We start from the raw sequence: 20,362 nt of genomic DNA, 5'->3' as shown, positions 1-20,362 counted from the left end.
TCCCGGGGGCGGACGGTCGCCCGCCCCCGGGACACGGGCACTACTCGGCTGCCGGTTCACCCTCGGCGGCCGCGGCCTTCTTGGCCGCCGCGCTGGTCCGCTTGGTCGCGGTCTTGCGGGCGGTGGTCTTCTTCGCGGCCGCCGTGGTCTTCTTGGCGGCCGTCTTCTTGGCGGCGGTCTTGCGCGCGGCCCGCTTCTTCGGCGCCGGCGCCTCCTCCTCCTCGGGTGCCTCGGCAGCGGCCTCGGCGGGGATCTCGACGGCCGGCTCGGCGACGACCGCCTCGGCGGCGGCCTCCACCGGAGCCTCGGCGGCGGCCTCGACGACGACCTCGGTCGGCGCCTCCACCGGAGCCTCGGCGGCGGCGAAGGCCGCCTCCAGGGCCGCGTCGGCACGGGCCTGCAGCACCACGATCTCCGCCTCGGCCGGCGCACCGGCCGGAGCCGTCGCCTTGCGCACCGCACGGCGGCGGGTGCGGCCGGCAGGCGCCGGGGCGACGGCCGGGATCTCCACCAGGCTCGGCTGGGCCGCCGCCTCGGCGACCGGCTCGGCGACCGCGGCGGCCTCGACCTCGGCCGGAGCCTCGGCGGCCGGCGGCGCCTCGACCGTCTCCACGACCTCGACGGCCTCGACCTCGGCCGGGGCCTCGACGACCGCCTCCGCGGCCTCGATCGCCTCGACGGCCGCCTCGGCGACGGCCTGCGGCTCCTCGTGGGCCGCACCGCCCTTGCCCCGGCGCCGGCGCTTGCCACCGCCCGAGCCCGCCTCGCCGGCTGCGGCGGACTGGCCGCCAGCCGCGTGGACGTGGGCGCTCGGCTGCTCCATGTGGACGATCACGCCACGCCCGTTGCAGTGCACGCAGGGCTCGGAGAACGACTCCAGCAGGCCCTGGCCGACCCGCTTGCGGGTCATCTGCACCAGGCCGAGCGAGGTGACCTCGGCCACCTGGTGCTTGGTCCGGTCACGGCCCAGGCATTCCAGCAGGCGGCGCAGCACCAGGTCCCGGTTGGACTCCAGCACCATGTCGATGAAGTCGATCACGATGATGCCGCCGAGGTCGCGCAGCCGGAGCTGGCGCACGATCTCCTCGGCCGCCTCGATGTTGTTCCGGGTGACCGTCTCCTCCAGGTTGCCGCCCTGGCCGACGAACTTCCCGGTGTTGACGTCGATGACGACCATCGCCTCGGTGCGGTCGATCACCAGCGAACCGCCGCTGGGCAGCCAGACCTTGCGGTCCAGCGCCTTCATCAGCTGCTCGTCGATCCGGTAGGTGGCGAACACGTCCACCTCGGAGGTCCACCGCTGGAGCCGCTCGGCGAGGTCCGGGGCCACGTTGGACACGTAGTCGTGAATGGTGTTCCACGCCTCGGTGCCGGAGACGATGACCTTGGTGAAGTCCTCGTTGAAGATGTCGCGGACGACCCGGACGGTCATGTCCGGCTCGCCGTACAGCAGCGCCGGGGCGTTGCCGCTGGCGGCCTTCTTCTGGATGTCCTCCCACTGCTGCTGCAGGCGCTGGACGTCGCGGGTCAGCTCCTCCTCGGAGGCGCCCTCGGCGGCGGTGCGCACGATGACGCCCGCGTCGTCCGGGACGATCTTCTTGAGGATCTGCTTCAGCCGGGCGCGCTCGTTCTCCGGCAGCTTGCGCGAGATGCCGGTCATCGAGCCCTCGGGCACGTAGACCAGGTAGCGGCCGGGCAGCGAGATCTGGCTGGTCAGGCGGGCGCCCTTGTGGCCGATCGGGTCCTTGGAGACCTGCACCAGCACGGACTGGCCGGACTTCAGCACCGACTCGATCCGGCGCGGGCCGCCGTGGCCGCCCAGCGCACCGAAGTTGACCTCGCCGGCGTAGAGCACGGCGTTGCGGCCCTTGCCGATGTCGACGAAGGCGGCCTCCATCGACGGCAGCACGTTCTGGACCTTGCCCAGGTAGACGTTGCCGACGTACGAGGTGGCCTGCTCCTTGTTGACGTAGTGCTCGACCAGCACGCCGTCCTCAAGCACGCCGATCTGGGTGCGCTGGCCGTTCTGGCGCACCACCATGACGCGCTCGACCGACTCGCGGCGGGCCAGGAACTCGGCCTCGGTGATGATCGGCACCCGGCGGCGGCCCAGCTCGCGGCCCTCGCGGCGGCGCTGCTTCTTCGCCTCCAGGCGGGTCGAGCCCTTGATCGACTGCACCTCGTCCGGGTCGAACGACGGCTCGGTGGAGCGGCGGCGCGGCTCGCGCACCTTCACGACCGTGCGGACGCCGTCCTCGGTGGTCTCGGCGGTCTCGACCGCGCCGGCCTCACCGCTGCGGCGGCGACGGCGGCGACGGCGACGGGACGAGGCCAGGCCGGCGGACAGCTCGTCCTCGTCCTCGTCGCCCTCCTCCTCGTCGGCGGCCGCGGCCGGCTCCTCGGCGGGCTGCTCGGTCTCGGCGGCCTCGGCCTCGAACTCCTCGGCTTCGCCACGGCGGCGGCGACGGCCGCCACGGCGGCGACGGCGGGACGGACGGCCGTCCTCCTCCCACTCGCCCTCGGCCTCCGGACCGGCGGCGGGGGCCTCGACGGCGGGCTCCTCGGCCGGGGCCTCGACGACGGGCTTCGGGCGGGCCGGTGCCTGCACCCGCACCTGGGTGCGGGTACGGCGGCGACGGCCGACGCCGCTGTACTCGTACTCGTCCTCCTCTTCGCGCTGGACGGCTGGCGCGGCGGCCTCGGCCGGAGCGGGCGCGGCGGCTGCCGGCTGCGCGGCGGGCGGGGCGACGTAGGGGGCAGGCTCCTGGAAGACCGGGGCCTGGAAGATCGCGGTGGACGGGCGGACCGCGCGGCGGCGCACCCGGTGCGGCGGCTCGGCCTCGGCGGCGGGGGCCGGGGCGGGCGCGGCGGCCTCGACCTCGGCGGCCTCCTCCTCGGCGACGGGCTCCTCGGCCGGGGCCTCGACGGCGGGCTCCTCGACCGGCGTCTCCGCGACGACCGGCGTCTCCTCGACCACCCGGCGGCGGCGGGGACGGCGGGCCGGCGCAGCCGGCGCCTCCTCGGCGGCAGGGGCAGCCGGAGCCTCGGCCGGCGCTTCGACGGGGGCGGCCTCGACGGGCGCGGCTTCGACGGGCGCGGCCTCGGCGGCGGGCGCCCCGGCGGGGGCCTCGGCACGCTTGCGGGTACGGCGGGCCCGGACCGGCTTCTCGGCCACCGGCTCGGCGGCCGGAGCCTCGACGGGCACGGCCTCGGCCGCCGGCGCCCCGGCGGCCTGCGGGGCCTCCGGCGCGGTGACGACGATCGAGGCGGCCTCCGGCGCCCCGGCGGGGGCCTCGGCACGCTTGCGGGTACGGCGGGCCCGGACCGGCTTCTCGGCCACCGGCTCGGCGGCCGGAGCCTCGACGGGCACGGCCTCGGCCGCCGGCGCCTCGGCCGGGATCACCGTCTCGGCGGCCTCCGCGGCCGCACCCTGCGGGGTGCCCGCCGGGCGGGACACCGCACGGCGACGGCGGCGCGGCGGCGCGGCGGCCGCGCCCTCGCCACCGGTGGTGGTGGAATCGTTCTGTTCCGGCGCCGCAGACTGCTGCGGATCGGTGTTATCGAGCATGCGGGTGGATCTCCCGTCAGGCCCCCGGGCTCCACATCCGCGCACGGCTGGGCACCGGTGGCCGGCCGGCATCGCGACGATGCTCGGGCCGGACCCTTTCACGGTGCCGCCGTGCGGACGCGAGGCCGCACAGGGGCTCGTAGTCTCGCTCGGCGCCCCACGCTCGGCGGGGTGTCGAAAGTCTTCTGGTCTGACCAGTCTTCTGAGGTTTTCCCAAGCTGCGCCGTCCCCCAACCCCGGGTGGCTCCCGGACGGGGTCCTCGGGCCCACCGACCATCGGGTCGGCGGGCCGCAAGAGGCCGGCCTGTGCTTCGACGACGCTCGCTCCCCTGGGGAGCCGCGGGGGCCTGGAGGACCGTCGGGTCCAGTGGTACTGGACCCGGCCTCCGCCCGCTAGGCGGACGCGGTTGCGCGCGGCTCGGCGGCCGCCACAGGGCCGGCCGGGGCCGCGGCGCGGTCGAGCGCCAGCGGGTCGGTCACCGTGCCGGTCCCCTCGTCGAGCGGCCCCTGCGCCAGCCTGGTCACCTCTGCGGGGACCGGCGGCGCCAGGTCGGCCGTCGCACGGAGACCGGACAATACGTCGTCGGGTCGTACGGCGGGTGTGGCGTGTCGTACTACCAGGCGCAGTATCGCACAGGGACGGGCCGTCCGAACATCGCGGGCCCCTTCGCCCACCGTGTCCGCACCGGCGTCGACCTGCGACGGGAGGATTTCCAGCGCCGCCACGGCGCCGCGCGCGTCGAAGACCCGAACACCGTTCTTGGTCAGGCGTTCGACCTCGACCCGCTCCTCGGCGAGGAAGACGGCGGCCGCGCGGGCGGCCTCCTCCCGCGTGACACCGTCCAGCCGGACCTGCCACTCGGAGGCCTCCAGGCGCTCCACGAAGTTGGGCGTCCGGACCTCGACCGCGTCGATGACGTCCAGCCCGCTCGGCAGCGACGCGTCCAGCTGCGCACGCAGCTGCTCCGGGTCGCGGGCGTCGGCGAGGCCGATCTCCAGGTACTCCGCCTCGCTCGCCACCCCGGTCGGAGCGGCGTTGGCGTACGAGACCTTCGGGTGCGGGGTGAAGCCGGCCGAGTAGGCCATCGGCACCGCCGACCGGCGCAGGGCGCGCTCGAAGGCGCGCTGAAAATCGCGGTGGCTGGTGAAGCGGAGCCGGCCGCGCTTGGTGTAGCGGAGACGGATCCGCTGCACCGTCGGCGCGGGCGGCGGACCGTCGGGCGTACGGCGTGCCAGAGTCGCTCAGTCCTTAGTCAGTTGTCCCCGTCCGGCGCGGCGGTCGTGCGCCACTGTCCGGACTCTGTCACCTCAAAGGGTACGCGCCCGCACGCCCCGCTCGCTCCGCCCCTGGTCGGGCCCCGCCACCCCGGCCGGGGCCGGACACGCCGACGCCCCGCCGGAACTCTCCGGCGGGGCGTCGGACGCGCGCAACGGCTACTTGACCACGGTCAGCGGCAGCAGCTTCTTGCCGGTGGGACCGATCTGGATCTCCGTCTGCATCTGCGGACAGACGCCGCAGTCGAAGCACGGGGTCCAGCGGCAGTCGTCGACCTCGACCTCTTCGAGGGCGTCCTGCCAGTCCTCCCACAGCCAGTCCTTGTCGAGGCCGCTGTCCAGGTGGTCCCAGGGCAGCACCTCCTCGTAGGTGCGCTCGCGGGTGGTGTACCAGTCGACGTCGACGCCGGTGCCGGCCAGGCCCTTCTCGGCCGAGAGCATCCAGCGGTCGTACGAGAAGTACTCGCGCCAGCCGTCGAAGCGGCCGCCGTCCTCGTAGACCGCGCGGATCACGGCACCGATCCGGCGGTCGCCGCGGGAGAGCAGGCCCTCGACGATGCCGGGCTTGCCGTCGTGGTAGCGGTAGCCGATGTTCTTGCCGTACTTGCGGTCGCCGCGGATCGAGTCGCGCAGCTTCGCCAGGCGGGCGTCGGTGGCCTCGGCGGACAGCTGCGGTGCCCACTGGAACGGGGTGTGCGGCTTGGGCACGAACCCGCCGATCGAGACGGTGCAGCGGATGTCGTTCTGGCCGGTGACCTCGCGGCCCTTCTGGATGACGTTCTTCGCCATCTCGCCGATCTGGAGCACGTCCTCGTCGGTCTCGGTCGGCAGGCCGCACATGAAGTACAGCTTCACCTGGCGCCAGCCGTTGCCGTACGCGGTGGCGACGGTGCGGATGAGGTCCTCCTCCGACACCATCTTGTTGATCACCTTGCGCATGCGCTCGCTGCCGCCCTCGGGGGCGAAGGTCAGGCCCGACCTGCGGCCGTTGCGGGACAGCTCGTTGGCGAGGTCGATGTTGAACGCGTCGACGCGGGTGGACGGCAGCGACAGACCGATCTTGTCCTCGGTGTAGCGGTCGGCCAGGCCCTTCGCGATGTCGCCGATCTCGGTGTGGTCGGCGCTGGACAGCGACAGCAGGCCGACCTCCTCGAAGCCGGTCGCCTTCAGGCCGCGCTCGACCATCTCGCCGATGCCGGTGATGCTTCGCTCCCGCACGGGGCGCGTGATCATGCCGGCCTGGCAGAAGCGGCAGCCGCGCGTGCAGCCGCGGAAGATCTCCACGGACATCCGCTCGTGCACGGTCTCGGCCAGCGGGACCAACGGCTGCTTCGGGTAGGGCCACTCGTCGAGGTCCATGACGGTGTGCTTGGACACCCGCCACGGCACGCCCGGCGCGTTCGGCACGACGCGGCCGATCCGGCCGTCGGCCAGGTACTCCACGTCGTAGAACTTCGGCACGTACACCCCGCCGGTGCGCGCCAGGCGCAGCAGCAGCTCGTCGCGCCCGCCCGGGCGGCCCTCGGCCTTCCAGCCGCGGATGAGCTCGGTGATGTCCAGCACGGCCTGCTCGCCGTCGCCGATCACCGCGCAGTCGATGAAGTCCGCGATCGGCTCGGGGTTGAACGCGGCGTGGCCGCCGGCCAGGACGATCGGGTCCTCGTCGGTGCGGTCGCGGGCCTCCAGCGGGATGCCCGCGAGGTCGAGCGCGGTCAGCATGTTGGTGTAGCCGAGCTCGGTGGAGAAGGAGAGGCCGAACACGTCGAAGGCGCGCACCGGGCGGTGGGCGTCCACGGTGAACTGGGGGACGCCGTGCTCGCGCATCAGCGCTTCCAGGTCGGGCCAGACGCTGTAGGTCCGCTCGGCCAGCACGCCCTCGCGCTCGTTGAGCACCTCGTAGAGGATCATGACGCCCTGGTTGGGCAGGCCCACCTCGTAGGCGTCGGGGTACATCAGCGCCCAGCGGACGTCGCAGGCGTCCCAGTCCTTGACGGTCGAGTTCAGCTCGCCGCCGACGTACTGGATCGGCTTCTGGACGTGCGGGAGGAGGGCCTCCAGGCGTGGGAAGACCGATTCGACAGTCATGTACTAGGAACCCTTACGACGTTGAGAGGTGTCGCGCGCATCCTGGTCCCGGTTCCGGGCGGTGGGCGACGTCTGGGAGGGGTGACCCTCAAGGGTAGCCGAATCCGGCCCGCGGCCCGGCCGGGCCGCGGGCGCCCGACCGGAACGGCGGCTGTTGACAGGCCCGGACGGCCCGTGCGGTACTGGCAGGGCTCCGCCGGGAGGCCCGCACGCCATCGGACAAGGAAGGCGCCCATGCACGACGGCACCGACACCGGCCTCGCGGGATGACCGACACCGGCCGGCGGGTGCCCCGCCGCGAGAGCCCTCCCGGACCGCTCGACCGCTACCCCGCGGCGCCCCGGGCGGCGGCCGCCGCCCGCCGGCTGGCGCTGCGCCACCCCGAGCGCTGCCGGATCCGCGAGGTGGGCCGTTCCCGGGGCGGGCGGCCGCTGGTCCTGCTCTCCGTCGACGAGGGCCCGCAGGCCGTCCTGGTGGTCGGCGGCCCCCACCCCAACGAACCGGTCGGCGTCGCCGCCGCGCTGCGCCTCGCCGCGCTGACGCTGGCCCGGCCGCCCAGACCCGGCCTGGCCTGGCACATCCTGCTCTGTCTGGACCCGGACGGCGCCGCGCTCAACGAGGGCTGGCTCAGCGGCCCGCTCACCGCCCCACGGCACTACGAGCACTTCTTCCGGCCCGCCTTCGAGGAGCAGCCCGAGCTGCTGCCGCCGGTCGGCGGCGAGCGCAGGCCGATGCCGGAGAGCCTGGTGCTGACCGGGCTGATCGACGAGCTGCGCCCCTTCCTGCAGTGCTCGCTGCACGGTGTGGACTTCGGCGGGGCGTTCGTCCAGCTGACCCGGCCGGTCCCCGGCCTGGCCGGGCGCTTCGCCCGCTCGGTGGCCCGCGGCGGCGTGCCGCTGGACGTCGACTCCTACGACGCGGTCGGTTGGGACAGCCCGGCCCCTGGGGTGTACGTGCTGCCGGGGCGCGGCCGCGACGGCCTCCCCCGGGCGCTGCCGGACGACCCGGCGCGCTCCACCTGGGCGTACGCCGGCCGGTACGGCGGGGTGACGGCCCTGCTGGAGGTGCCGATGTGGGCGGTGGACTCCGTCGGCGACGCCGGGCTGCACCCCGACGTGCGGCGGTCGGTGGCGGCCGCGGCCGTGGCCCTGCGCGAGCGCGCCGAGCAGCTGTCCGAGCTGCTGCCGCTGGTCCCGGCACACGCCCGGGCGGCGTACGGGCCGCTGCTGCGCGCCGTCGAATTCAACCTGGGCGCCTGTCCGCTGCTCGCCCGGGAGTGGCTGGCCGACTGGTGCGAGCGCCCGCTGGCGGTCTCCCGGGTGACCACGGCCCGGATCGTCGCCGAGCGGATCCCGCTGCGGGCGGCGTCGATGCTGCTGCGGCTGCTCGGCGACGCCGGGGGCCCAGCCGCGGACGCCGCCCGGGAGCGGGCCCGCGGGATCGTCACCGGGAGCCTGGAGCGGCTCGGCCGGCTCGGCGCCCGGTGGGTCCCGGTGGAGGCCCAGGTGGCGCACCAGACGCGGGCGGTGCTGGCCGCCGCGGACTGCCTGCTGCCGTAGCGTGCGGGCGCCGGCCGGCCGGGCACCCGTCGGCGCCCGGCAGGCCCGGCAGGCCCGGCAGGCGGAAGGGTGTGCGGCATGCGGAGGGGCCGGCCCGGGAGAGTCCCGGACCGGCCCCGTGCGATCGCTCAGGCCGCTATCGGCCGCTGGCTCTGCACCGCCTGCAACAGCCCGATCGCCACCCAGGTCGAGAACATCGACGACCCGCCGTAGGAGACGAAAGGCAGCGGGATACCGGCGACCGGCATGATGCCCAGGCACATCCCGATGTTCTCGAACCCCTGGAAGGCGAACCACGTGACCGCTCCGGCCGCCACGATCGTCCCGTACAGGTCGGTCGCCTGCCGGGCGATCCGGCAGCCCCGCCAGAGCACCACGCCCAGCAGCACGATGATCGCCAGCGCTCCGAGGAAGCCCAGTTCCTCACCGGCCACCGTGAAGACGAAGTCGGTCTGCTGCTCCGGGACGAACTGGCCGGTGGTCTGGGTGCCGTGGAACAGCCCCTTGCCGGTCAGCCCGCCCGACCCGATCGCGATCCGGGCCTGCGCGGTGTTGTAGCCGACGCCGGACGGGTCGAGCGCCGGGTTGGCGAAGGCGGCGAAGCGGTCGATCTGGTACTTGCTCAGCACCCCGAGCTTCCAGATCGCGATGCAGCCGCCGACCCCGGCCAGGATCAGCCCGAACACCCAGCGGTTGGCCGCGCCGGAGGCCAGCAGGATGCCCATCACGATGACGGCCATCACCATCACCGAGCCGGCGTCCGGCATCAGCATCACGATCGCCATCGGCAGCGTCGCCCAGACCAGCCCGCGGAACACCGCCCGGTGCGAGGGGAACTCCCGCTCCCCGGCATCGACCTGGTCGGCCAGCACCACAGCCATCGAGAGCACGATCGCCAGCTTGGCGAACTCGGCCGGCTGGACGGAGAAGCCGCCGCCGAGCTGGATCCAGGAGTGCTGGCCGTTGATGGTCGAGCCGAGCGGGCTCAGCGTGGCCAGCAGCAGCACGATCACGGCGATGTACAGGAACGGCACCACGGTGCGGAACCGGCGGCTCCCTATCCCTATGACCACCGCGCACAGCACCATGCCGACGACCACGTTGGTGAGGTGCCGGAACAGGAAGTACTGCGGGTCGCCGTGGGTGAGCGAGTCCCGCCCACGGGTGGCCGACCAGACCAGCAGCGAGCTGCCCAGCGAGAGGACCAGGGCGGCCAGCAGCAGTATCCAGTCGATCCGCCAGAGCGGCGAGTCCTTGGCGAGGGCCTTGGAGACCCCGCGGCGCTGCTGCGGGGCGAGCCGCAGCTGACGGTACGAACCGTACGAGGTCATGCCCGGCCCCTTCCGTTGCCGCGGGTCGGCTCCAGCGCGGTGTCGGCCGCGGTCAGCAGGACCGCCGGGCCGGACGGCTGCGCCGGGTCCAGGAAGACCCGCGGCGAGCCACCCGTCACGCCCGGGTCGCCGGCGGCGGGGCCCTGGAGGGCGACCGGCTTGACGATCGCGGTGCCGTCCGGGTTGAACTTCGGCAGCTCGGCCTGCGGCTTGGGCAGCAGGGCCTTGCCGTTGTCGACGTTGCCCTTGTCGTCCACGCCGTAGAGCGCCTGGTAGATCCGGCGGATCGCGTCACCCGAGCCGCCGGAGCCCGTGCCGCCCTGGCTTATCGTCATCACGACCGCGTAGTCGTCGCTGTAGGTGGTCAGCCACGAAGTGGTCTGCTTGCCCTCGACCTCCGCGGTGCCGGTCTTGGCGTGCAGCTCGATCTTGCCCTGGGGCCAGCCGGCGCCGGCGAACTTCCAGGCCGCGGTGCCACTGGTGATGACGCCGGCGGTGGCCTGGTCGATGTAGCCGAGCAGCTTCTGGTCGCCGGGGAACTTGGCGTCCTCGTGCGGGGCGATCTCGCGGACGAGCTCACCGCTCGGGCTCATCACCGCCTTGCCGATGGTCGGCCGGTAGAAGGTGCCGCCGTTGGCGAGCGCCGAGTAGATCCGGGCCATCTGGATCGGGGTGACCAGCGTGTCGCCCTGGCCGATCGCGAAGTTGACCGAGTCACCGGCCCGCATCTGGTAGCCGTCGACGCAGTTCTCCTTCGCGATCAGGTCGGAGTAGCTGGTGCCGCCCTTCTCCGCCTGCTTGCACCAGGAGTCCTTGTTGCTGTCGTAGTAGGACTGCTTCCACTGCCGGTCCGGCACCCGGCCGGTGACCTCGCTGGGCAGGTCGATCCCGGTCTTGGCGCCGAGGCCGAACTGGTGGGCGGTCTTGTAGAACCAGTCGGCCGGGTCCTTCTTCGGCTTGATGCCGCCGTCCTTCATCCACTGGTCGTACGCCAGGCCGTAGAAGACGGTGTCGCAGGAGACCTCCAGCGCCTTCTCCAGCGTGATCGAGCCGAAGTTCTCGCTCTCGAAGTTCTTGAACTCGCGGCCGCCGATGGTCAGGCTCTTCGGGCAGGGGTAGGTGCCGTCCAGCGGGTAACCCGCCTGCACGGCGGCGGTGGTGGAGACGACCTTGAAGGTCGAGCCGGGGGCGGACTGACCCTGTATGGCCCGGTTCAGCAGCGGGAAGTTGGATTCCTTGCTGGTCAGCGCCTGGTAGTCCTTGCCGGCGATGCCGCCCTGCCAGAGGTTCGGGTCGTACGTCGGGGCGCTGGCCATCGCCACGATCCGCCCGGTGTGCACGTCCATCACGACGGCGGCGCCGGAGTCGGCCTCGTAGTTGCGGTTGGTCACCTTGTCGAAGGTCTTGCGGGCTTCGTTCATCGCCTGCGCCAGGTTGTCCTCGACGGTCTTCTGCACCCGGGCGTCGATGCTGGTCACCAGGTTGTTGCCGGTCTGCGGGGCGACGGTGCCGGCGGTGCCGATCACCCGGCCGAGGTTGTCGACCTCCAGCTTGGTGATGCCCGCGGTGCCGCGCAGGTCGCGGTCGTACACCGACTCCAGCCCGGCCCGGCCGATCTGGTCGGCCGGCAGGTAGCGGTCCAGGCCGCTCTTGTCGGCGGTCTTGGAGACCTCCTCGTCGGTCACCGGCGAGAGGTAGCCGAGCACCTGGGCCATGTTGGCGCCCTCGGCGCCGGTGTAGTGCCGCACGGCGGTGGGCTGCGCGGTGACGCCGGGGAAGTCCTCGCGGCGCTCCATTATCTGCATCGCCTGCTGGGTGGTCGCTTCCTTGGTGACCGGGATCGGCTGGTAGGGCGAGCCGTTCCAGCAGGGCTGCGAGGTCTTGGCGTCGCAGAGCCGGACCTTCTCCTGGACGTCCTTGGCCGGCATGCCGAGCACCTCGGCGAGGCGGCCGAGCACCGCCTTGCCGGCGTCCTTCTGCTGCAGCAGGGAGGTCCGGCTGACCGAGACGACCAGTTTGGTCTCGTTGCCGGCCAGGATCCGCCCGGAGGCGTCCAGGATCTCGCCGCGCACGGCCGGCTCGACCACCTCGCGGATGTGGTTGCCGGTCGCCTTGGCGGTGTACTCCTTGGCGTTGCGGATCTGCAGGTACCAGAGCCGCCCGCCGAGCGTGGCGAGCAGCGACAGCACCAGGATCTGCAGCACCACCAGACGGATCGTCACCCGCCGGGTACGGCCGGTCTCGGGGATGTTGCTCACGTCGCGTGCGCTCCAGGGTGCGGGGTTCCGGGGATCACGGGGATCACGGGCGTGGACGGGCCGGTGCTACGGCCGCTTGGCGAAGCCGAGCGAGCGCTTCTTCTTGTAGCCCGGCCCGGCCGACGCCTCACGGGTGGTGCGGTAGCGGGCCAGCGTGCCCAGCCCGGGGCCGCCCTCGTCGTCGCCGGCCGCGGCGGCGACCGGGTCCTTGCCGAAGCGGCGTCCGATCAGCATCACCGCGGGCACCACGAAGGGCGCCAGCAGCAGGTCGTACAGCAGGGCGGTGAGCACAAGGCTGCCGAGGCCGACGTGCCGGGCGGCGGTGTCGCCGACCAGGGCGCCGACCATCGCGTACAGCAGCGTGGAGGCCGTCGCCGCACCGGCCACCACCAGCAGCGCGCTGGAGACCGAGCGCTGCCGGCCGTGGTCGGGGCGGAGCAGCCCGGCGGCGTAGCCCATCAGGCAGAGCACCAGGGCGTAGCGCCCGATGGCGTGGTCGGACGGCGGTGCGAGATCGGCCAGCAGGCCGGCCGCGAAGCCGACCAGGCAGCCGCCGGTCGGCCCGTAGACCATGGCCAGGCCGACCACTACGAGCAGCAGTATGTCCGGTGTGGCGCCCGGGAGTTGGAGCCGACCGAAGACGCTGACCTGAAGGATCAGGCCGAGCAGGATCAGCACGGCGGTGACGGGGACGCGGGCGAGGCGCATGGCTCAGTTCCCCCCGGAGGGCTTGGCGGGCGGTACGGCGGCGGCCGGCGCCGCGGGGGCGGCGGGGGCCTGGCCCTGGGCGGCGGGCGCGGGCGGCAGGACGGCGTCGCGCGGGTCGGTGCGCGGCGGCACGACGACGACGCCGATCAGGTCGAGCCGGGTGAACTGCACGAAGGGCTCGACGAGGATCGTCTTGGTGAGCTGGCCGGGGTTGGCCTCGACCTGGACCACCTTGCCGACCGGGACGCCGGGCACGAACGGGCGGCCGCTCTGCGAGCCGAAGGTGACCAGCCGGTCGCCCTCCTTGACCTGGGCCTTGCCGTTGAGCAGCGAGACCTTCATGGCGCTGGTGCCGCCGCCGGAGGCGAAGCCGATCTCGCCGCTGCCCTCCAGCCGGGCGCCGGCGCTGAAGCCGGGGTCGGAGGCGAGCAGCACGGTGGAGGTGGTCGGGGCGACGGTGGTGATCCGGCCGACCAGGCCCTGGCCGTTGATGACGGTCATGTCCCGGGTGAGGCCGTCGTCGCTGCCGGCGTCGATGGTGATGGTCCAGGAGAAGCCCTGGGCCGGGCCGATCGCGATGACCTGGGCGGCCTTGACGGTGTATCCGCCGGCGCCGGCGGTGCGCAGCAGGTCGTCGAGCTGCTTGGTGCGGGCGCCGGCCGCGTCGGAGGAGGCGAGCTTCTGGCGCAGCTCGGTGTTCTCGCGGGCGAGCTGGTCGGTGCGGCCGCTGTGGGTGGCGGCGTCACGGAAGGCGCGGACGGTGTCGGCGACCGGGTCGACGACGGTGGCGGCGCCGCGCTCGACCGGGCCGAGGACACCGGCGGCGGCACGCCGGGCGCCGCCGAGCGGGGAGTCCTCACCGCCCTTGATGTCGACGGTGATCAGCGCGAAGGCGACGGCCACCAGCAGGATGAGCAGCAGCCGGCTCTCTCGTGTGTCCCTCACGGTGCTGGTACTGCCCCTTCGTACCTGGCCGACCGCCCGGGCCGCGGGGCCCGGGCGGGGCCGTTTCAGCTTGACTGTCCGGTGTGTCGGTTGTGCTAACGGCGCGGCTGGGCGTCGAGTACCTGCTGCAGTGCCTCGAACTCCTCGACGCACTTGCCGGAGCCGAGGGCCACCGAGTCGAGCGGGTTCTCGGCGATGTGGATCGGCATGCCGGTCTCGCGGCGCAGCCGCTCGTCCAGGCCCCGGAGCAGGGCGCCGCCGCCGGTGAGGACGATGCCGCGGTCCATGACGTCGCCGGCGAGCTCGGGCGGGCACTGGTCGAGGGTGGTCTTGACGGCGTCGATGATCGAGTTGACCGGCTCGTCGATGGCCTCGCGGACCTCGGCGGCGGAGATCACGACGGTCTTGGGCAGGCCGCTGACCAGGTCGCGGCCGCGGATCTCGGCGTGCTCGTCCTTCTCGCCCTCCAGGGCGAAGGCGGACCCGATGCTCATCTTGATCTGCTCGGCGCTGCGCTCGCCGAGGAGCAGCGAGTACTCCTTCTTGATGTGCTGGACGATCGCGTTGTCCAGCTCGTCGCCGGCGACCCGGATGGACTGCGCGGTGACGATGCCGCCGAGGGAGATCACGGCGACCTCAGTAGTGCCGCCGCCGATGTCGACGACCATGTTGCCGGTGGCCTCGTGGACCGGCAGGCCGGCGCCGATCGCGGCGGCCATCGGCTCCTCGATGATGTGCACCTGGCGCGCGCCGGCCTGCGAGGAGGCCTCGATCACGGCGCGGCGCTCGACCCCGGTGATGCCGGAGGGCACGCAGACCACGACCCGCGGGCGGGCCAGGTAGCGGCGGCGGTGGATCTTGAGGATGAAGTAGCGGAGCATCCGCTCGGTGATCTCGAAGTCGGCGATCACGCCGTCCTTGAGCGGGCGGATGGCGACGATGTTGCCGGGGGTGCGGCCGATCATCTTCTTGGCCTCGGCGCCGACCGCCAGGATGCCGCCGGTGTTGGTGTTCACCGCGACCACGGACGGCTCGTTGAGGACGATCCCCTTGCCCCTGACGTACACCAGCGTGTTGGCGGTTCCGAGGTCGATCGCCAGGTCGCGGCCGATGAACGACAGGTTGGTTGCCATGGGGTGTGGGTGCCTTCCCGGGCTCGGAGTCATTGCGGGGGGTGGACGACGAACGTGCGCCCACGGCTTGGGCGGAAACCAGCTGACCGGCCGTGACGGGCCCTCGGGTCGCGTCCATCGTAGTCACGCCGGCCGGTACGGACGTCGACGTGGGGCATGCCGTCCATTGTCCGGGGCGTGATCGCTTCTCCGGGCATTGGGACGCCGTGTCGGCGCCCTCAGTTCCCTATTTCACGATAAGAATGCCCCGGCCGGGCCAACGGTCCCGACCGGGGCACCCGGGCGTCTCTCGGGCGTGTCGCGAGGGTCGGGATCAGGCGTGGGCGGGGAAGAAGATCTTGATCTCGCGCTCGGCCGACTCGGGCGAGTCGGAGGCGTGGATCAGGTTCTCGCGGGTGATGGTCGCGTAGTCGCCGCGGATGGTGCCGGCGCCGGCCTCCAGCGGGTTGGTGGCGCCGGCCAGCATGCGGATGCCGGGGACGACCTCCTCGCCCTCGACGATCATGGCGATGGACGGGCCGGAGGTCATGAACTCCAGCAGCGGCTCGTAGAACGGGCGGCCGACGTGCTCCGCGTAGTGGTGCTCCAGCGTCGCCCGGTCGAAGGTGCGCAGCTCCAGAGCGGTGAGCTTCCAGCCGGCCTTGCGCTCGATGCGGCTGATGATCTCGCCGGCCAGGCCTCGCTTGACGGCGTCGGGCTTGAGCAGGACGAGAGTGCGCTGGGACACGGTGCGTCTCCTGGGGATCGGTTCGGCGCGCACGCGCTCGGGCGTGCGGAGTGCGGCTACCCGCAGAGGTTACCTTGCGTGAGCAACACCCCGGGCCCCCGGTCCCGGCCCTCGTGGGACGGGCTCTAGGCCGCCGGGGCGGCGGCCTCCGCGGCGGCGCGGGCGGCCTTGAACTCGTCCACCTTGCGGCCGTAGTGCACCGAGCACCACCACAGGCCGGCGAAGACCGCTCCGAGGGCGAACATGGTGGGCAGGATGAAGCCGCTGGCGACCAGGCCGATCTGCAGCGCCCAGCCGATCGGCACCGCACCGGGGCGGGTGATCATGCCACAGAGCGCGATGCAGAGGACCATCGCGATGCCGCTGACGGTCCAGACCGTGGCCGGGGAGACGTCGGAGAGCTGCGTCGCGACCAGCGCCGCGAACAGGATCAGCAGCGCCTCGCCGATCAGGGTGGAGGAGCAGAGCGTCCTCATCGTCACTTCCTCCCGAGGAGCAGGCGGGCCTCGCCCACCGTGATGACCGAACCGGTGACCAGCACGCCGGCGCCGCCGAGGTCGCCCTCCTCCTCGGCGAGGGTGACGGCCGCGGCGATGGCGTCGTCGAGCCGGGGCTCGACCTGGACGCGGTCCTCGCCGAAGATCTCGACCGCGAGCGCGGCCAGGGCGTCCACGTCCATCGCGCGGTGGGTGGAGTTCTGGCTGATCACGACCTCGGCCAGGACCGGCTCGAAGGCCTCCAGCAGACCGGCCACGTCCTTGTCGCCGCTGGTGCCGATCACGCCGACCAGCCGGGTGAAGCCGAAGGACTCGGTGATCGCGGCGACGGTGGCGCGGGCGCCGTGCGGGTTGTGGGCGGCGTCCAGGATGATCGTGGGGCTGCGCCGGACGACCTCCAGGCGACCCGGGGAGGAGACGCCGGAGAAGGCCTGGCGGATCTTGTCCTGGTCGAGCTGGCCGCCACGGGCGCCGCCGACGCCGAAGAAGGCCTCGACCGCGGCCAGCGCCAGGGCTGCGTTGTGCGCCTGGTGCTCGCCGTGCAGCGGGATGAAGACGTCCTCGTACTCCTCGCCGCCGAGCCCGCGCAGCGTCACCAGCTGTCCGCCGACGGCCAGCTCACGGCGGATCACGCCGAACTCCATGCCTTCGCGGGCCACCGTGGCGTCCACCTCGACGGCGCGCCGCAGGACGACCTCGGCCGCGTCCAGCTGCTGCTGGGCGACGACCGCGACGGCACCGGACTTGATGATCCCGGACTTCTCGACCGCGATCTCGCCGGTGGTCTCCCCCAGCTTGTCGGTGTGGTCCAGGCCGATCGGCGTGAGCACGGCGACGGCCGCGTCGATCACGTTGGTGGCGTCCCAGGAGCCGCCCATGCCGACCTCGACCACCGCGACGTCCACCGGGGCGTCGGCGAAGGCGGCGTAGGCCATGCCGGTCAGCACCTCGAAGAAGGACATCGGGACGGGCTGCTGGGCGTCGACCATCTGCACGTACGGCTCGATGTCGCGGTAGACCTCGACGAACCGCTCGGGGGTGATCGGGGCTCCGTCCAGGGTGATCCGCTCGGTGACGGTCTCCACGTGCGGGCTGGTGTAGCGGCCGGTGCGCAGCTCGAAGGTGTTGAGCAGCTGCTCGATCATCCGGGCGGTGGAGGTCTTGCCGTTGGTGCCGGTGATGTGGATGGAGGGGAAGGACCGCTGGGGCTGGCCCAGGATGTCCATCAGCGCCTCGATCCGGTCGAGCGAGGGCTCCAGCTTGTTCTCCGGCCAGCGCTTGGAGAGCTCCAGCTCGACGTCGCGCAGGGCGTCGCCGGTGCCGGCGCCGGCGGTGCCGTCGGCGGGGCGGAGGGTGTACGGGTTCGGGTCGGCCTTGTCGCTCACGACCACAGTCTACGGAGCGGCGCCGGGCGCTCCCCACGGGGTGAGAACCACCACTTCGCCCGGCGTTCCCAGTTTGCCCGGTTTACTATTGATTTTGCGAGTTTGAACCGCAACGAAGCATCGATTCGCACTCCACAGGAGCCGCCCGACCTTGGATCACGAGGAGCACCGCGCCATGCCCGACGGCCTGCACGACTGGATCACGACCCGCCAGGAGACCCTCGTCTGGTTAGCCGGGCTCGTCTCGCTGGCGCTCGTCGGCTACATGGCCCTCGTCTTCGGGCGCTTCCTCGTGTACTGGGCCGGCTCCCGGCACGCGTTCCTCCACGACCGGCCCGCAGATCCCGGTGACCCGGCCGCGTTCCAGTGGCACCTGGTGATCCCCTGCCGCGACGAGGAGGCGGTGGTCGCCCAGACCCTCGCCGGACTCCGGTCCACTGCGCCCCGGGCGCACCTGTGGGTGATCGACGACGACAGCGAGGACGCCACCCGCGAGCTGGTCCTGGCCGCCGCCGGGCAGGACCCGCGGATCCACCTCGTCCAGCGCCGCCGCCCGCACGCCCGGATCGGCAAGGGCGCCGCGCTGAACGCCGCCTACCGCGAGATCTCCGCGCAGCTGCCCGAGGACACCGACCGCTCCCGGGTGGTGATCGGCGTCGTCGACGCCGACGGGCGGCTCGACCCCGGCACCCTCGCCCAGGTCTGCAGCGACCGCGCCCTCGGCCGCCCCGACACCGGCGCCGTCCAGATCGGCGTCCGGATGCGCAACGCCGACGACGAACTCCCGCTGCCCGGCCGCGGCCGCACCGCCAACGCACTCGCCCGGGCCCTGGTCCGGATGCAGGACGTCGAGTTCCAGGCCAACAACGCCGGCATGCAACTGCTGCGCCGCCGCACCGGCAGCGTCGGACTCGGCGGCAACGGCCAGTTCGTCCGCCTCACCGCCCTCGACTCGCTCACCGCCGACGAGGGCCGGGCCGGCCGCCCCTGGCCCGAGCGCGCCCTGCTGGAGGACTACGAGTCCGGCCTGGACCTCCGCCTCGCCGGCTGGCGGCTCACCCACGTCACCGAGCGCCAGGTCTCCCAGGAGGGCCTGGTCTCGCTGCGCCGCTTCCTCACCCAGCGCACCCGCTGGGCCCAGGGCAACATGCAGTGCCTGCGCTACACCGGCCGCGTACTGCGCTCCCCGCACTACACCGCGGCCGGCAAGGCCGAGGTGATGTACACCTTCCTGCAGCCGGTGGTCTGCGTGCTGCTCGTCCTGCTGACCCCGCTCTCGCTCGCGATCACGGCGGCCGGCCTGGTGCTCTTCCCCGCGGAGACCGCCGAGTTCCAGCTCAGGTTCGGGCCCTACATGCTGCTCGCCCTCGGGCTGGCCACCCTGCCGATGGTGTTCTGGGGCCTCGCCTACCGCCGCCTCGTCCACCCCGACCGCGGCCGGCTCACCGGCCTGCTCTGGGGCGTCCTGGTCTGGCTCTACGCCTACCACCTGTTCGTGGTCGCCGTGCGGGCCGCCGTCCGGCTGCTGCTCGGCCGCAACGGCTGGGCCAAGACCCGGCGCAACGCCGAGGCGGTCGCCGCCGGCGCCCCCACTGCCCTCGAATCCTGAGCCGCCCCCAGCCCACCGTCGGACCCCGGCCGCTCGAACCGCCGTCGAGCGCCCAGCCGCCCCCGTTTCCGGAGAGACGCACCCATGAGCCCCTGTCTTCCCCCGTCCAGCGTCGCCGTCGTCCTCGGCACCCGCCCCGAGCTGGTCAAGCTGGCCCCGCTGATCCACGAACTCGGTGAGGCCACCCGACTGGTGCACACCGGTCAGCACTGGGACGAGGCGATGTCCGGCCGCTTCCTGCGCGACCTCGGCCTTCCCCGCCCCGAAGTGCTGACCGGCGTCGGCGGCCGCCCTCGGGCCGGTCAGATCGCCCAGTCCCTCGGCCAGCTCGACGCCGCCTTCGCGGACGACCGGCCCGCCGCCGTCGTCGTCCAGGGCGACACCAACGCCACCCTGGCCGGCGCGCTCGCCGCCAACGCCCGTGGGATCCCGCTGGTGCACGTCGAGGCCGGGCTGCGCAGCTTCGACCGGGCGATGCCCGAGGAGCACAACCGGGTGATGGTCGACCACGTCTCCGACCTGCTCTGCGCCGCCACCGCCGAGAACGCCGCCAACCTGCGCGCCGAGTCGCTGGACGAGCGGCGGATCGCCGTGACCGGCAACACCGTGGTCGAGGTGGTCCGGCGCCGGCTGCCGGACCCGCCCGCCCGGGCCGCGCTGCTCGCCCGGCACGGGGTCGCGCCGGACGGCTACGTGCTGGCCACCGTGCACCGACCGGAGAACACCGACACCGCCGAGGCGCTCGGCGCCGTCCTCGCCGAACTGGACCGGATCGCCCGGGACGGCACCCCGGTGCTGTTCCCGATGCACCCGCGCACCCGGGCCGCGGTCGAGCGGTTCGCGCTGGACGGCCTGCTGGACCGCCTCGCCGTCACCGCGCCGGTCGGGTACGCGGAGTTCCTGGGCCTCGCCCGGCACGCCGCACTGCTGGTCTCCGACTCCGGCGGGGTACAGGAGGAGTGCACCGTGCTCGGCCGCCCGCTGCTGGTGGTGCGCCGCTCCACCGAGCGCCCCGAGGCCGTGGACGCCGGCTTCGCCGCGCTGGTGCGGCCCGGCGCCGAGCTGGGCGGACTCGCCCGCAGCTGGCTCGCCGACCGCACCGAGCGGCTCGCCCGGCTGGCCGCCACCCCGAGCCCGTACGGGGACGGGCTGGCCTCGGCCCGGATCGCCCGGCTGACCGCGCAGCTTGCCGTTCGGCCCGCCGCCGCCCTGGCCGCGGCGTAGCGGCCCGGGGCTGCGGCCAGGAGCCAGGGTCCCGGCCGCCGGCCCTCTTGACAGCCGG

14 protein-coding genes are annotated in these 20,362 nt (G+C 73.3%); 3 read left to right on the top strand and 11 right to left on the bottom strand.

Going from position 1 to position 20,362, the window contains the following annotated elements; translation table 11 throughout:
- Positions 1-40 precede the first annotated feature (40 nt).
- The 3 genes from ACF9IK_RS24320 to ACF9IK_RS24310 form a co-directional block, all read right to left on the bottom strand.
- Positions 41-3,568 (bottom strand): Rne/Rng family ribonuclease, encoded by a 3,528-nt coding sequence (locus ACF9IK_RS24320; RefSeq protein ID WP_395296221.1) that lies wholly within the window; start codon positions 3,566-3,568, stop codon positions 41-43.
- 393 nt (positions 3,569-3,961) lie between these two features.
- Positions 3,962-4,762, bottom strand: coding sequence for a TIGR03936 family radical SAM-associated protein (locus ACF9IK_RS24315; protein WP_395296220.1), 801 nt, complete (start codon positions 4,760-4,762; stop codon positions 3,962-3,964).
- Positions 4,763-5,002: 240 nt separating this feature from the next.
- Positions 5,003-6,928, bottom strand: a complete 1,926-nt coding sequence (locus tag ACF9IK_RS24310; protein WP_395296219.1) for a TIGR03960 family B12-binding radical SAM protein — start codon at positions 6,926-6,928, stop codon at positions 5,003-5,005.
- A gap of 266 nt (positions 6,929-7,194) precedes the next feature.
- On the opposite strand from ACF9IK_RS24310, the gene ACF9IK_RS24305 reads away from it, so the two are divergent.
- A complete protein-coding gene (locus tag ACF9IK_RS24305) occupies positions 7,195-8,487 on the top strand; it encodes a M14 family zinc carboxypeptidase (protein WP_395296218.1) in 1,293 nt (430 codons plus the stop codon).
- Positions 8,488-8,615: 128 nt separating this feature from the next.
- Here ACF9IK_RS24305 and rodA read toward each other — a convergent pair whose 3' ends face one another.
- The 8 genes from rodA to folC all read right to left on the bottom strand — a co-directional run bounded on the left by rodA (position 8,616) and on the right by folC (position 17,471).
- Positions 8,616-9,818: a rod shape-determining protein RodA gene (gene rodA / locus ACF9IK_RS24300; RefSeq protein ID WP_395296217.1), complete on the bottom strand. Its 1,203-nt coding sequence runs from the start codon at positions 9,816-9,818 to the stop codon at positions 8,616-8,618.
- On the bottom strand, positions 9,815-12,076 hold the full coding sequence (gene mrdA, locus ACF9IK_RS24295) for a penicillin-binding protein 2 (RefSeq protein WP_395296216.1): 2,262 nt from the start codon (positions 12,074-12,076) through the stop codon (positions 9,815-9,817). Before mrdA ends, rodA begins: the two co-directional genes overlap by 4 nt.
- A gap of 66 nt (positions 12,077-12,142) precedes the next feature.
- The gene (gene mreD / locus ACF9IK_RS24290; RefSeq protein WP_395296215.1) at positions 12,143-12,784 is read right to left on the bottom strand and encodes a rod shape-determining protein MreD; all 642 of its coding nucleotides are present in this window, start codon (positions 12,782-12,784) and stop codon (positions 12,143-12,145) included.
- Positions 12,785-12,787: 3 nt separating this feature from the next.
- Positions 12,788-13,729 carry a rod shape-determining protein MreC gene (mreC, locus tag ACF9IK_RS24285; RefSeq protein ID WP_395296214.1) on the bottom strand — a complete coding sequence of 314 codons (942 nt, stop codon included), beginning with the start codon at positions 13,727-13,729 and terminating at the stop codon, positions 12,788-12,790.
- A 95-nt stretch (positions 13,730-13,824) separates the two neighbouring features.
- Positions 13,825-14,850 carry a rod shape-determining protein gene (locus tag ACF9IK_RS24280; RefSeq protein WP_305067939.1) on the bottom strand — a complete coding sequence of 342 codons (1,026 nt, stop codon included), beginning with the start codon at positions 14,848-14,850 and terminating at the stop codon, positions 13,825-13,827.
- Between the two features lie 325 nt (positions 14,851-15,175).
- Positions 15,176-15,589 (bottom strand): nucleoside-diphosphate kinase, encoded by a 414-nt coding sequence (ndk, locus tag ACF9IK_RS24275; protein WP_238741196.1) that lies wholly within the window; start codon positions 15,587-15,589, stop codon positions 15,176-15,178.
- Positions 15,590-15,714: 125 nt separating this feature from the next.
- Positions 15,715-16,065: a DUF4233 domain-containing protein gene (locus ACF9IK_RS24270; protein WP_395296213.1), complete on the bottom strand. Its 351-nt coding sequence runs from the start codon at positions 16,063-16,065 to the stop codon at positions 15,715-15,717.
- A 2-nt stretch (positions 16,066-16,067) separates the two neighbouring features.
- Entirely contained in the window at positions 16,068-17,471 is a 1,404-nt protein-coding gene (gene folC, locus ACF9IK_RS24265; RefSeq protein WP_395296212.1) for a bifunctional tetrahydrofolate synthase/dihydrofolate synthase, read from the bottom strand.
- 151 nt (positions 17,472-17,622) lie between these two features.
- Here folC and ACF9IK_RS24260 point away from each other — a divergent pair, with 151 nt between their 5' ends.
- Together ACF9IK_RS24260 and wecB are read left to right on the top strand one after the other, a co-directional pair.
- Positions 17,623-19,080, top strand: a complete 1,458-nt coding sequence (locus tag ACF9IK_RS24260) for a glycosyltransferase family 2 protein (protein WP_395296211.1) — start codon at positions 17,623-17,625, stop codon at positions 19,078-19,080.
- 84 nt (positions 19,081-19,164) lie between these two features.
- A complete protein-coding gene (gene wecB / locus ACF9IK_RS24255; protein WP_395296210.1) occupies positions 19,165-20,304 on the top strand; it encodes a non-hydrolyzing UDP-N-acetylglucosamine 2-epimerase in 1,140 nt (379 codons plus the stop codon).
- The last annotated feature ends 58 nt before the right edge of the window (positions 20,305-20,362 follow it).

The sequence above is a fragment of the Kitasatospora hibisci genome, assembly GCF_043950205.1.
Lineage (GTDB): Bacteria > Actinomycetota > Actinomycetes > Streptomycetales > Streptomycetaceae > Kitasatospora > Kitasatospora hibisci.
Note: the sequence above shows the minus strand (reverse complement) of the source record. Positions and strands in the feature narration are given on the sequence as shown.

What these genes read in the sequence shown, in the direction of transcription:
- ACF9IK_RS24305 (WP_395296218.1), top strand. Translation starts at nt 7,195, where the DNA reads ATGACCGACACCGGCCGGCGGGTGCCCCGCCGCGAGAGCCCTCCCGGA.
- ACF9IK_RS24320 (WP_395296221.1), bottom strand. Translation starts at nt 3,568, where the DNA reads ATGCTCGATAACACCGATCCGCAGCAGTCTGCGGCGCCGGAACAGAAC.
- ACF9IK_RS24270 (WP_395296213.1), bottom strand. Translation starts at nt 16,065, where the DNA reads ATGAGGACGCTCTGCTCCTCCACCCTGATCGGCGAGGCGCTGCTGATC.
- wecB (WP_395296210.1), top strand. Translation starts at nt 19,165, where the DNA reads ATGAGCCCCTGTCTTCCCCCGTCCAGCGTCGCCGTCGTCCTCGGCACC.
- rodA (WP_395296217.1), bottom strand. Translation starts at nt 9,818, where the DNA reads ATGACCTCGTACGGTTCGTACCGTCAGCTGCGGCTCGCCCCGCAGCAG.
- mreD (WP_395296215.1), bottom strand. Translation starts at nt 12,784, where the DNA reads ATGCGCCTCGCCCGCGTCCCCGTCACCGCCGTGCTGATCCTGCTCGGC.
- ACF9IK_RS24310 (WP_395296219.1), bottom strand. Translation starts at nt 6,928, where the DNA reads ATGACTGTCGAATCGGTCTTCCCACGCCTGGAGGCCCTCCTCCCGCAC.